Annotated in this window: 8 protein-coding genes and 1 pseudogene; 4 read left to right on the forward strand and 5 right to left on the reverse strand. The window is 67.3% G+C overall.

Annotated features, from left to right (window positions below):
- The 3 genes and pseudogenes from ADBZ5N_RS02165 to ADBZ5N_RS02175 all read right to left on the reverse strand — a co-directional run.
- Positions 1-1,059 (reverse strand): annotated as a pseudogene (locus ADBZ5N_RS02165) (hypothetical protein); the annotation flags it as partial.
- Between the two features lie 71 nt (positions 1,060-1,130).
- On the reverse strand, positions 1,131-3,050 hold the full coding sequence (locus ADBZ5N_RS02170; protein WP_526255885.1) for an ABC transporter ATP-binding protein: 1,920 nt from the start codon (positions 3,048-3,050) through the stop codon (positions 1,131-1,133).
- 32 nt (positions 3,051-3,082) lie between these two features.
- Positions 3,083-4,822, reverse strand: a complete 1,740-nt coding sequence (locus ADBZ5N_RS02175; RefSeq protein ID WP_526255848.1) for an ABC transporter ATP-binding protein — start codon at positions 4,820-4,822, stop codon at positions 3,083-3,085.
- Positions 4,823-4,944: 122 nt separating this feature from the next.
- Between ADBZ5N_RS02175 and ADBZ5N_RS02180 the strand changes: the two genes are divergently transcribed.
- The gene (locus ADBZ5N_RS02180) at positions 4,945-5,496 is read left to right on the forward strand and encodes a DUF3558 family protein (protein WP_526255886.1); all 552 of its coding nucleotides are present in this window, start codon (positions 4,945-4,947) and stop codon (positions 5,494-5,496) included.
- Positions 5,493-6,044 carry a DUF3558 family protein gene (locus tag ADBZ5N_RS02185; RefSeq protein WP_526255849.1) on the forward strand — a complete coding sequence of 184 codons (552 nt, stop codon included), beginning with the start codon at positions 5,493-5,495 and terminating at the stop codon, positions 6,042-6,044. Before ADBZ5N_RS02180 ends, ADBZ5N_RS02185 begins: the two co-directional genes overlap by 4 nt.
- A 38-nt stretch (positions 6,045-6,082) precedes the next feature.
- On the opposite strand, the gene ADBZ5N_RS02190 is transcribed toward ADBZ5N_RS02185, so the two are convergent.
- The gene (locus tag ADBZ5N_RS02190; protein ID WP_526255850.1) at positions 6,083-6,574 is read right to left on the reverse strand and encodes a SixA phosphatase family protein; all 492 of its coding nucleotides are present in this window, start codon (positions 6,572-6,574) and stop codon (positions 6,083-6,085) included.
- 109 nt (positions 6,575-6,683) lie between these two features.
- Between ADBZ5N_RS02190 and ADBZ5N_RS02195 the strand changes: the two genes are divergently transcribed.
- Both ADBZ5N_RS02195 and ADBZ5N_RS02200 read left to right on the forward strand, forming a co-directional pair.
- On the forward strand, positions 6,684-7,832 hold the full coding sequence (locus ADBZ5N_RS02195) for a metallophosphoesterase family protein (protein ID WP_526255851.1): 1,149 nt from the start codon (positions 6,684-6,686) through the stop codon (positions 7,830-7,832).
- Positions 7,829-10,444, forward strand: coding sequence for an AAA family ATPase (locus ADBZ5N_RS02200; protein WP_526255852.1), 2,616 nt, complete (start codon positions 7,829-7,831; stop codon positions 10,442-10,444). The genes ADBZ5N_RS02195 and ADBZ5N_RS02200 overlap by 4 nt, the downstream gene beginning before the upstream one ends.
- Positions 10,445-11,699: 1,255 nt before the next feature.
- Here the strand turns inward: ADBZ5N_RS02200 and ADBZ5N_RS02205 are convergent.
- Positions 11,700-13,073: a wax ester/triacylglycerol synthase domain-containing protein gene (locus ADBZ5N_RS02205; protein WP_526255853.1), complete on the reverse strand. Its 1,374-nt coding sequence runs from the start codon at positions 13,071-13,073 to the stop codon at positions 11,700-11,702.
- Positions 13,074-13,077 lie beyond the last annotated feature (4 nt).

A 13,077-nucleotide genomic window follows, 5' to 3' on the forward strand; every position in this document is an offset into this window, starting at 1 on the left:
GCCGTCGTCGCCGCCGTCGTCGCCGTCGTCGTCGCCGCCGCCGCCGCCGTCGTCGCCGTCGCCGTCGTCATCGTCGTCGTCGTCGTCGTCGATCAGTTGTCCGGTCCCGTCGGAGGGGTCCCTGACGGACTTCACCCAATCCTGCGGTAGCGCGTTACGCACCAGGAGCAGCACGCCGGCCAGGAAGTCTTGCAATGGTCCGGAGGGCAGCCCCGAGATCCAGGCGCCCGCCGCGTCCAAAATCTGGGCGAGGCCGGTCGCCACCGCTTCGACCAACGCGCCCAACCCCGGAGCGGACTGCCGCGGTGAGTCGCCACCGGCCGGTTCAACAACACTGTCCGCCGTCAACACCGGCAGGTCCGACGGGTCGGTCTTGACGCCGCCGAAGTGGTAGACCGGCGCGTCGATGTCGACGTTGGGGGACGGTGAATCCGCGGACTCGCCGCCAGGGCCGATCTCCGTGATCCCCGTGCTCTCCAGCGCGACGGGCTCGGGGTCCTCGTGGGTCTTTTCGCTGACGCCGCCCCGCCAGAACGGTAACGGGGTTAGCCAACCGTCCCGGCCGCCCGTGACATCGCCGTAGTGCTGGTCTTCGGTGGGCGCGTCGGCCTCGGGTTCGGGATCGGGCGCTACCTCACCGCTGGCGTCCTCAGTGGTCGACTCGGCGGTCAACTCCGCCGCAGAGTCCGGCACCGCTTCGTCGACCGTTTCGTCGGGTTGCGGTTCGGGTTGGGTTTCGTCGACTGTTTCGTCGGGTTGCGGTTCGGGTTGTGTTTCGTCGACTGTTTCGTCGGGTTGCGGTTCGGGTTGTGTTTCGTCGACTGTTTCGTCGGGTTGCGGTTCGGGCAGGGACAGGGGCAGGGACTGTTCGGTCTCGCTGAATTGCTGCTCGGGGGGTTGGACCGGTTCAATCTCTTCAACCTCGGTGGCACCCGACTCCGCTGCACTGCCGGCGCTTGCGCTGTCCGCACTGTCGCTCGCGGACCTGTCCGCCGCGGCCACGCCGATCGCCTGGGGGCCAGCTAACGACACCCCCGCGAGGAATAGTGCCGCTGTCATCCGGTTCAGTTTTGACGCGGTCATCAAATTCTCGCTGTCCTCGTGCTGCCGCTGTTAACCAGTGATGATAGTCACAGCGGTGGCACCGGTTCAACGGACTCTCCCGGGCCGGGTTGATCGTTGGTCATCGCCCAATACGTACTGCGTCGCGCCCGTAATACTGCTGGGCTGCCTTGCTCGAGGATTCGCCCGCGGTCCATCACCACGATCAGGTCGGCATCGCGGATCGTCGACAGTCGGTGGGCGACGATGAAACAGGTGCGGTCTCGGCGCAAATCCACCATCGCCTGCTGGACCAGTAGTTCGGTGCGGGTGTCCACCGAACTGGTGGCCTCGTCGAGGATCAGCAACTCCGGGCGGGCCAGGAACGCCCGGGCGATGGTGATCAACTGCTTCTCGCCAGCGCTGATCTTCCCGCCGTCGTCGCTGACCCGGGTGGCGTAGCCGTCTGGCAGCGCCCGGACGAACGCGTCCACCCGAGCCGCCCGCGCCGCCGCCACGATCTCGTCCTGGGTCGCATCGGGCCTGCCGTAGGCGATGTTCTCGGCGATCGTGCCGCCGTAGAGCCAGGCGTCCTGGAGCACCATCCCGATCCGTGACCGCAGCGACCGGCGGCTCACCGACGTGATGTCCACCCCGTCGATCAGGATGGCCCCGGAGTCGGTGTCGTAGAACCGCATCAGCAGATTGACCAGGGTGGTCTTCCCGGCGCCGGTGGGGCCGACGATGGCCACCGTGCTGCCCGGCTCGGCGGTCAGCGACAGGTTCTCGATCACCGGGGTGCCGGGGCGGTAGCTGAAACTGATGTCGCGCAACTCCACCCGGCCGGGCCCGGCGGGCAGTTCGGCCGTCGCAGCGGATGATTGCGCACCGGACTCCTCGGCCTCGTCGAGGAACTCGAACACCCGCTCGGCGCTGGCCACCCCGGACTGCAGGGTGTTGTACATCCCGGCCAGTTGGGTCAAGGGCTGATTGAACTGGCGGACGTACTGGATGAACGCCTGCACACTGCCGAGGGTGATCTGCCCGGTGGCGACCTGATAGCCGCCGGCCACCGCGACCGCGACGTAGCTGAGGTTGCCGACGATCATGCTGGCCGGGGACACCAGACCGGAGAAGAACTGGGCGCCGAAACCCGCCTGGTACACATCGTCGTTGAGCTGATCGAACTTCGCACTCGCCGAGGCGCGGTGACCGAAGGTTTTGACCACGGTGAAGCCGCTGTAGGTCTCCTCGATGTGCGCGTTGAGTCGCCCGGTATTCGCCCACTGCGCCACGAACAGTGTCCGCGACCGGCGGGTGATCGCCCGGATCGCCAACAGCGACAGCGGAACGCCGACCACGGCGATCAGCGTCAGCAGCGGTGAGAGGACAAGCATCATCACCAGCACCGCGACGACGGTGAGAACGGCGGTGAGAAGTTGGCTGATCGTCAGCGACAACGAGGCGGCAATGTTGTCGACGTCATTGGTGACCCGGCTCAGTAACTCACCGCGCTGACGTGAGTCGAAGTAGCTCAGCGGCAGCCGGTGAATTTTGGCTTGCACGTCGGTCCGTAGCGCTGTCACGGTGCGTTGCACGATCACGTTCAGTAGCCGGGCTTGACCCCAAATCAGCAGTGCTGCGGTCACATAGAGAACCAGCGCCAGCAGCAACGTCGCGCCAACGGCGGCGAAGTCGATTCCCTGGCCGGGCACCACATTCATCCCGGACAGCAGTTCGGCGAACCTGTCGTCACCGCGGGCCCGCGCTTCGGCGATGGCCTGGGCCTTGGTGATCCCGTCCGGCAGGCGCCGGCCGATGAACCCGTTGAACAGCAGGTCGGTGGCGTGGCCCAGCACCCGCGGGCCGATCACCGACAGTGCGATGCCGACGATGGCCATCGCCATGACCGCTGCTGTGGGCAGGCGGTGCGGGGTCAGCCGCCGCAGCAACCGAAGCGCTGAGCCCCGGAAATCCCGCGAGCGCGCCAGTTCCGGATCAGCGAGCATTGCCCGCACCCCGGCCCGTACCGGCGGGGCGGTCACGATCGACCTCCCACGCTGACCATCTGGGAATCGACGAACTGAGCGTAGGTGGGGCATTCGGCGATCAGGGATGCGTGCGACCCGACCCCGACGACCCGACCGTCGTCCAGGACGACGATCTGATCAGCCTCGGTTACCGTCGAAATACGTTGCGCGACAACGATTACCGTGGCACCAACTGAGGCCTCTCGCAGCGCGGACCGCACCCGCGCGTCGGTGCGGACATCGAGGGAGGACAGCGCGTCGTCGAACAGATAGATGCTCGGAGTTCGGATCATCGCGCGGGCGATCGCCAGCCGCTGCCGCTGGCCACCGGAAATGTTGATGCCGCCCTGGGCGATCCGCATGCCCAGCCCGTCGGGGTGGTCGCGAACGAAATCGTCGGCGGCGGCGGTCTGCAGGGCCGCCCACATCTCCTCCTCGCCCGCGTCGGCTTTGCCGTAGCGCAGGTTGTCGGCGACCGTGCCGGAGAACAGGTATCCGCGCTGCGGTACCAGACCCAGCGCCGACCACAGGTCCTCGGTGTCGTAGTCCCGAACGTCGATGCCGTCCACTCGGACCGATCCGGCGGTTACGTCGTAAAGGCGACAGATCAACGCCACCAGTGTCGACTTCCCCGATCCGGTGCCACCCACGATCGCGGTGGTGGTGCCGGGGTGGGCGGTGAAGCTGACGTCCTCGAGCACCGCACGTTCGGCCCCGGGATAGCGGAACGTCACCGCGTCGAGACACACCGTGCCGCGGATCCCGCCGGTCGGGCGCCGCGGGGCCGGCGGGTCGGCCAACCCCGGTCGGGTGCCGAGCACCTCGCTGATGCGCTCGGCGCAGACCGAAGCCCTCGGCAGTATCACCAGGATGAGGGTGGCCATCAAGACGGCCATCAGGATCTGCAGGAAATAGGACAGAAAAGCGATCAGCGAACCGACCTGCATCTGACCGGCGTCGATGCGTAACCCGCCGAACCAGATCAGAGCCACGCTGGAGATGTTGATGGTCAGTGTCGTCACCGGCAGCATCAGCGCCTGCCAGCGCCCCGCGGTCAGCGCGGCATCCGACACCGCCCGGTTGGCGGCGTCGAACCGCTGCTGTTCGAACGGCTCCCGGGCGAATGCCCGAACCACCCGGATCCCCGAAAGCTGCTCGCGCACAACCCGATTGATACCGTCAATCAGACGCTGCATGCTGCGGAAGACCGGAAGCATCCGGGCGACGATCAGATAGTTGGCGCTTGCCAGGACCGGCACGCTGATCAACAGCAGCCAGGACAGCCCGGCGTCCTGGTGGATGGCCATGATGATGCCGCCGACGCACATGATGGGCGCGGTCACCAGGACCGTCGCCGTCATCTGGACCAGGGTCTGGATCTGCTGGACGTCGTTGGTGGTCCGGGTGAGCAGCGACGGCGCGGAGAACCGTGCCGTCTCGGCCTCGGAGAAACCGATGACGTGGTGGAACATCGCCGCGCGCAGATCCCGGCCGAAACCCATTCCGGTCCGTGATCCGAAGTACACCGCGCCGACGGCGCAGGCCCCCTGCAGCGCTGTCACGGCCAGCATGAGCAGTCCCAGTCGGGTGATCAACGCGGTGTCGCCGGTCGCGACGCCGTCGTCGATGATGGCTGCGTTGATCGTCGGCAGATACAGCGACGCCGTGGCGCTCAGGGTTTGCAGAACCATCACCGCGGCCACCAGCCGCCGGTACGGCCGGACGTAGCGCCGGACCAGCCCGAGGAGCATTTCGTAACTGTCCCACACTGCGAAGGGGCGACAAACAGGCTGTTCAGCCGGTGTGTCTAAGCCTGACCGGCCCCGGCCGCTACAGTGCATGCTGTGACAGTGAGCAGGTCCGCATGATGGTGATGCGCTCAGTCGTGGCCGGCTTGGCCGCCGTAGCGGCGATCAGCACGCTTTCGTCGTGCTCCGATTCGGTCGATACCGGGCAGCCACAGTCCCCGGGGCAGGAGTCCAGCGCGCCGGTGGCCAAGGAAGGCAAGCACGGGCCGACGTTCCCCGAGTGCGGCGGAATCAATGATCAGACGATGGCCGAGCAGACCCGGATCACCGGACTGGTCAAGACCGCGGTGAATCCGGTCGGCTGTCAGTGGCTGGCCGGGGGCGGAATCCTCGGGCCGCACTTCTCCTTCAACTGGTTCCGCGGCAGCCCGATCGGACGCGAACGCAAGACCGAGGAACTCTCCCGCACCAGCGTCGAGGACATCACCATCGAGGGCCGCAGCGGGTTCATCGCGGTCAACGACGACCCGTTGCTCGGCGAGAGTCTCTGCGAGATCGGGATCCAGTTCGACGACGACTTCATCGAGTGGTCGGTGAGCTTCGCCGAGAAGCCCTACCCGCCGGCCTGCGACGTCGCCAAAGAACTGACCCGGCTGTCGATTGTGAACGCCAAATGAGCGGCCTCATCCGTCGCCGGCTGGCTGCGGGGGCGGTCGCGGCGGTGCTGATGCCGGTTGCGCTGAGCGGCTGCGCCCAGACCGTTGACGGCACGGCGATGAAGGCCGGCACCGGCGGCTCCCGCGGGGGTGCTGCGCAGGAGTACCCCAATCTCCTCAAGGAATGCGACGTCCTGACCGCCGACATCCTGGCCAAGACGGTCGGCGCCGACCCGTTGGACATCCAGAGCACCTTCGTCGGGGCGATTTGCCGCTGGCAGGCCCTGAGCACGACGGGGCTGGTCGATATCACCCGGTTCTGGTTCGAGCAGGGCAGCCTCGAAAACGAGCGCAGGATCGCCGAGTCTTACAAGTACAAGATCGAGAGCCGCGCGATCAACGGCATCGCCGCCATCGTGATGCGCGGCAACGACCCCAACGGGGGATGCGGAGTGGCCGCCGATGCCGCCGGGGTGGTGGGCTGGTGGGTCAACCCGCAGACCCCGGGTACTGATGCGTGCGCTCAGGCCATCAAGTTGATGGAACTGACACTGGCTACCAACTCCTAGAGATTTCTGGTCGCTGTTGCCCGGCTCCGAGCGACTTCTCAGCGCGGCACGTGGAATGACACCAACTCCGCACCGCTGAGTTGCAGTCCGGACCACGGCCCCGGCACCTGCAAGACGGCGATCGCCGACGTCGGATACTTGCGCGCCACCTGTTCGGCGGCGTCGCGGTCGCTGCCGGGGCCGGCCAGTCCGAGTGCGAGGTGGCTCGTGGTGGGTTCATGGCCGACGACCAGCAGGGTGGCGATGTCGGCGCCGACCTTGGTGATTTCGTCGATCACATCGCCCGGGCTCGCCCCATAGAGCCGGTCCAGATAGTTCACCGGCGCCGGCACCCCGGTGCGCTCGAGGGTCTGCCGGGTTCGCGTCGCCGACGAGCACAGCACCGCATCGATGTTGGGCGCGTTGGCCTGCAACCACTCACCGGCCAGGGCGGCCTCTCGGACTCCGCGGGCGGCGAGGGGCCGCTCATGATCCGGCACGCCGTCTGGATAGTCCGATTTCGCGTGTCGCATCAGCACCAGTGTTCTCATTCGTCCCAGGTTAGGGCACATGCCGACTGAGGTCCGCGGACTTGTCGGACTGCGGCCATACACTCGCGCCGTCGGCAATCAGCACCCGGAGGAAAGGAACGTCGGAGGTATGAAGTTCCTACACACCGCGGACTGGCAACTGGGTATGACGCGTCACTTCCTGCAGGAGGACGCCCAGGCCCGCTACTCCGCCGCCCGCCGCGACGCGATCGTGGCCATCGGAGCACTGGCCCGGCAGACCGGAGCCGAGTTCGTGGTGGTGGCCGGCGACGTTTTCGACGCCAACCAGTTGGCGCCCAGAGTCATCAGCCAATCGCTGGATGCCATGCGGGCCATCGAGGTTCCGGTTTATTTACTGCCCGGCAACCACGACCCACTGGATGCGGCATCGGTGTACACCAGCGCGTTGTTCATCGCCGAGTGCCCGGACAACGTGACGGTGCTCAACCGCGCCGGAGTCTGGCAGGTGCGTCCGGGTCTGGATATCGTCGCCGCGCCGTGGCGGTCCAAGAAGCCCACCACCGACTTGACCGCCGAGGTGCTCGAGGGTTTGGCGTCGGATGGAACGGCGCGGATCCTGCTGGCCCACGGGGCCGTCGACACATTGGACCCCGACCGCGACAACCCGGCCCAGATCGCGATGGCCGGTCTGCGGGCCGCGATCGAACGCGCGGCGGTGCACTACGGCGCACTGGGGGACAAGCACTCTCGCACCCGAGTGGGTGACAGCGGCCGCGTCTGGTACTCCGGATCCCCGGAGGTCACCAACTATGACCACAAGGAAGCAGACTCCGGGCATGTGCTCGTGGTCGACATCGACCTCGACGACCCGGCGCATCCGGTGACCGTCGAGTCCCACTCCGTCGGTACCTGGCGGTTCCTGACCTTGCGCCGCGAGGTCAACAACAGCCGTGATGTCGCCGATCTGAACCTCAACCTCGACGAACTGCCCGACAAGGACCGCACGGTGGTCAAGATCGGCTTGGTCGGCACGCTGACGGTCACCGACCGGGCGGCACTGGACGCCTGCATCGACCGGCACTCCCGTCGGTTCGCCGCCCTGAGCATCTGGGAGCGCAACACCGACATCGCAGTGATGCCCGCCGACGACGAGTTCGACGATCTGGGTATCGGCGGGTTCGCCGCCGACGCCGTCGCTGAACTGGTCGCGACCGCCCGCTCCGAGGGGGACGACGCCGGTGCGGCCCGTGGTGCCCTGGCCCTGCTGCTGCGTCTCAAGCAGGGGAGCGCGGCGTGATCCTGCATCGTCTGCGGCTGACCAACTTTCGGGGTGTCGGCAACCGTGAGGTCTCCTTTCCCGACCAGGGCGTGGTGGTGGTCTGCGGCCCCAACGAGATCGGTAAATCCTCGATGCTCGAGGCTCTCGATCTGCTGCTCACCTACCGGGACCGCTCCGGCCATCGCGACGTCAAGGCGGTCAAGCCCGCACACGCCGATGTCGGAGCCGAGGTCGAGGCCGAAATCAGCACCGGCCCCTACCGGTTCGTCTACCGAAAGCGCTTCCACAAGAAGGCCAAGACCGAACTGGAGATCATCGAGCCCAGGCGGGAACAACTGTCCGCCGACGATGCCCACGAGCGGGTCGAGGCCATGCTGGCCGCGACACTGGACACCAAGCTGTGGGAAGCCCAGCGGGTGCTGCAGTCGGCGTCGACGAACGCGGTGAACCTGACCGGCTCTGACGCATTGTCCCGGGCGCTGGACGCCGCCGCCGGGGAAACCGACGCCGCGCCGGCCGGAGATGAGTCCCTGCTCATCGACCGCGTCGACGCCGAGTATCTGAAGTACTTCACCGGCACCGGGCGGCCAACGGGTGTGTGGAAGTCGGCGATCGAACGAGTCAAGACCGCTGAGGTCGAGGTGGACCGCTGGCTGCTCTCCGTCGAGGAGGTCGACGAACGGGTGTCCCGCCACGAGGACCTGATTGCTACGCTGCGAGACCTTGAGGAGTCGCTCACCCCGGTGAACGGGCGGCTTGCCGAGGCCCGCAAGGTGCACGAGGCGCTGGCCGAACTGCGCGAACAGTTGCGTCAGGCTCGCCTGGTGGCGGCCGCCGCGGCCGCCACCAGTTCGAACTCGACGGCGGCCTACGGCCAGCGCCAACAGTTGGTCGACGACGGTAAGCGCCGCGGGGAAACGCTGCTGGCGTTGCAGACCACGCTTGCCGAGGCCGTCCAGCAGGAGGCCCTGGCCACGGAGACGGCTGAGGTGGCCCGTGCGGCTACCGAGAAATCAGCCGCTGCACTGGTGGCTGCGCAGGACCGATTCGATGCTGCCAAGACGGCGGCGGAAGCCTGTGTCGCGCGCGAGGCCGCCGACAAACTGGCGGCCCGGGTGGCGAGCATCGACGAGATCGGGAAGCAACTCGCCCGGATTGCCGGCGAATTGACCGCGATCACCCTCACTGAGACGGTGATGGCCGGTATCGAGCAGCAGTGGTCGGCGGTGCAGCGCGTCGCGGCGCAGTTGCAGGCCGACGCTGCGAGTGTCGAGTTCACCGCCTCCGCCGACCTCGACATCACCGTCGACGGCCGGCCGCGCACCCTGACCGCCGGGCAGAGTTGGACCCAGCCCGCCTCGGCCGCGGTGATCGTCGACGTGCCCGGTGTGCTGAGCGTTCGCATCGACCCGGGTGCGAGCGCGGCGAAGTTACGTGCGGATCTGGATGCGGCACAGCAGCTTCTGGATCACGAACTTACCCTCGCCGGAGTCGACGGTGTCGAGGCTGCGCGTGCACTGAATGCCCAGCGTCGTGCGCTCTCAGACAGCCGCGCCACGCACGCGGCAAAGCTCGAAGGCCTGCTCGCGGGCGAGGCCGGCGCCGCCTTGCACACCCAACTGGCCGCGCTTCGCGCCGCCGCCGCGGTCGGTGATCAGATCGACCCGGAGGCGGCCGCCGCGGAACTGACGGCGGCCGGCGAGGCGTTGGCCAAGGCCCGAGCCGAGGCGGCTGAACACCAGAAGGCCGCCACCGCGGCAGCCGCGGTCCTGAGCGCGAAGTCCACCGGGGCAACAGTGGCACAGGAACGGCTGAAGACGGCCGACGCCGAATTCGTTTCGGTGCGTGATCAATTGGCCATGCTGCGGGCCGCCGTTTCCGACGAACTCGTCGCTGCGCAGGCGACCTCCGACGCCGATGCTAAGCGCACCGCCGACGAGGTGGTCGCAGGTCTGGCCGAGCGCTACGGCGCAGCAGATCCGGCCGCGGTGGACGCCGAACTCGCGGACGCGTTGGAGTCGGTCGAGTCCATCACCGGTCAACGCGACGACTCCAAACTCGAATTGCACACGCTGGCCGCTGAGTTGGGCGTCATCGGCAGCGAGGGCCGGCAGGGCCGGCTGGATGAGGCGCAGGCCGAACTGGAACGGGCGCGCGCCGAGTATGCCCGCGTCCAGGAGCGGGCGCAGTCCGCCGAGTTGCTGCGCACCACAATGATCCGGCACCGGGACAACACCCGGCAGCGCTACGTCCAGCCCTACCGTGCCGAGTTGGAGCGGCTGGGCCGGGAGGTATTCGGCCCTAGCTTCGAGGTGGATGTCGACACCGAGTTGTCCATCCAGACCCGCACGCTGGACGGATGCACCGTGCCCTACGACTCGCTGTCCGGCGGCGCCAAGGAACAGCTGGGCATTCTCGCCCGGCTAGCAGGTGCCGCGCTGGTCGCCAAGGAGGACACCGTGCCGGTGATCATCGACGACGCGCTGGGCTTCAGTGACCCGGATCGTCTGGACAGGATGAGCGGGGTGCTCAACACCGTCGGCGACCGAGGTCAGGTCATCGTGCTGACGTGCACGCCCGGCCGCTACGACGGGGTCGCCGACGCCGAGGTCATCGAGCTCAGCGCGTAGACGCCCGCTGCGAGGCCCGAGCCGAATCCGCGGGGCCCGCGTCGGTGGCACCACTGGGGCCCGTCGTCGGGCCAGCCTCGGTGGGGGCCGTCCCGGGGGACGCGATCTCTGGGGACTCCGGGGACCCAGCCTCCGGGGACCCAGCCTCCGGGGACCCAGCCTCCGGGGACCCAGCCTCCGGGGACCCAGCCTCCGGGGACCCGATCTCGGGGGACCCGATCTCGGGGGACCCGATCTCCGGGGACCCGGCCTCTAATGAGCCGCCGGGGAGTTGCGCCGGACGGTCTTGAACTGGGGCAGCGTCCTTGGCCGCGTTGGTGGCCTCAGTCGACATCTCAGCAGTCGGCGTCGGCTCGGTGGCGGCAGTGTCCGGGAGAGCGGAAGCCTCTGCAGACACTGAACTTACCGCTGGGTTTGTACCCGCCTCGATGGTGCGTTGCGCACTGCCGCGCAAGCTGTTGTCGTCGCTCTCAGTGGAAATTCCCGCGGCCTCATTGCCGACTGCGTTCCCGCCGGGGACAGCCGGCACGGCTTCCTGGCCGGCCCCTGCTTCCTGATCGGAACCCGCGCCGATCGGATCACTCGCCGGAGTGGTCGCCTCAGCCGGTTCCGGTGCGGTCTGCGGTGTCGCCGCGGCCGCACTCGGCAACGAATACGGCCAACCGAACAGCGCGGAGGTCACCAGTATGACCGGTGAGATTATCAATCCCACCCACCAAGCAACGACATAGACCGCGGGAAGAATGGCATAGCGCACGTCCTCCGGCAGGCTCGATAGGAACTTGTCGAAGAACGTGCAGGGGTAGACGCACGAGTCAACGACGGCTGTGGTCGCGCTCCCGGTGAGGCTGTTCGCTGCCGCCTCGGCGGACGGTTCGGCAGAGAGGGCGCCCGCCATTCCGGTGACCAGAGAGCTGACTTCGGCTTGCAGTCGGACGGCGGAAACCTCGGTGAGCCTCGGGATTGCAGTCGCCGACACCGGATTGTGCGGAACACTGATCAGGCCGAGCGCCAGCGCCACTGCGACAGGAAGAACCAGACGGCTCCGGTTTGCGTGGCTGTGCACTGGAAAACCCCCAAAGATTTCAGCGAACTTTGCTCGTGATGATAGCGGAGTCCTCAAATGTAGATGTTCGCCCAAGAGGTCGGTAATCGCCCAGGTTGGATGCACCGTCGCTGGCGCGCTCGTATCGTCGTCGCTCAGGGTGCTCCGAATCGTTGCCGCTCAGTACCTGATGGACCGCATCGTCACCGCTCAGTCCGCCAGAGCCAGGACTTCGTCGAAGCCTTCCACGAGGCACTCGTAGAACGCCTCGAAGTCCGGGATGGCGCCGGTATCGACATCAATGCCCAGCGCGCAGGTGTCCACATACGTCAGCAGTGTGACGTTGACCGCTGAGCCGATCGTCGGCCCGAACGCGTATTGCATCCGCATCTTGGCTCCGGCCAGGTAGACCGGCACCGGAATCCCGGGCACGTCACTGGCCAGGAAGTCGACCTTTCGCAGCACGGACCCGATGTACCAGCGGGGCATCAGGTTCATCGCGCCGGCGATGAGCTGGATGTAGGGCGTGGACTTCTCGTTGCGCACCTTGTTGGTGCGCTCCCGGGTCTCGCGGATCCGCGTGGCGGGATCGGCAATCCCGACCGGAACATCAAAGCGCGCCAACGTGATGTGGTTGCCGCCCTCGTTGTCGTCCTTGGTGCGGACACTGATCGGCATCGTCAGGTGCAGATCACCAACCGTCGCGCCGTGCTTGTCGTGATAACGGCGCAAACCTCCGGCGATACCGGCGACGAATGCGTCGTTGAGTGCGCCGCCGCCCCGATGGGCGGCCTCCTTCAGTCCCGCCAGGGGAACATCGTGAACGGCCAGACGGCGCACCAGAGTGCGCTCCTTCATGATCGGCGACCCGGTCTCGCTGACCGGCCGCACGGTGCGATACACCGAAGCGGCCAACTCCCCGGCCGACGCCACCGTCTGAATCGGTCGACGGATGGTGTTCAACAGCAGACCCGGAGTCGCGCTCACCGCACCGGCGACGGCCTTGCCCACCAGGCCGAGGTCGTAACGCACGATGTCGATGTACTCCGCCAGTGGCCCGCGCTCGTGAACCTCGGGCACACCGGACTTGGCCCGGACCGACTCGATCGAACGCGGCTCCTCGCTCAGGTCGAAAAGGTGCATGGCGATCTGCACGCCGCCCACCCCGTCGGTCAGCCCGTGGTGGAACTTGCACAACACCGCGGCGCCTCCGTCGTCGAGTCCCTCGATCAGCGTCGCGGTCCACAACGGCCGGGCTCGGTCGAAGTCGGCCATCGCCGCCACCCGCGCCATCTCCAGCACGCCGTCGAGGTTGCCGGGTTCCGGCGCCGAAACCCGGCGCATGTGGAAGTCGATGTCGAAATCGGGAGCGTCCTCCCAACGCGGCGGCGCCGGTGGTGGGGACTCCACCACCCGCTGCCGCCAGATGGGCAGGTTGCGGGAGAGGGCCTCGAAGCGTTCGCGGACCACCCCCCAGTCCGGTGAACGGTCCAGCATGATCACCGTCACCACGGTGGACCGCAGCCGAGGATCGGACTCCATCGCCCAGGTGAACGCGTCGGTCTGGCTCATGAATTCGGTCATCGTG

The sequence above is a fragment of the Mycobacterium sp. genome (assembly GCF_044370595.1).
GTDB lineage: Bacteria > Actinomycetota > Actinomycetes > Mycobacteriales > Mycobacteriaceae > Mycobacterium.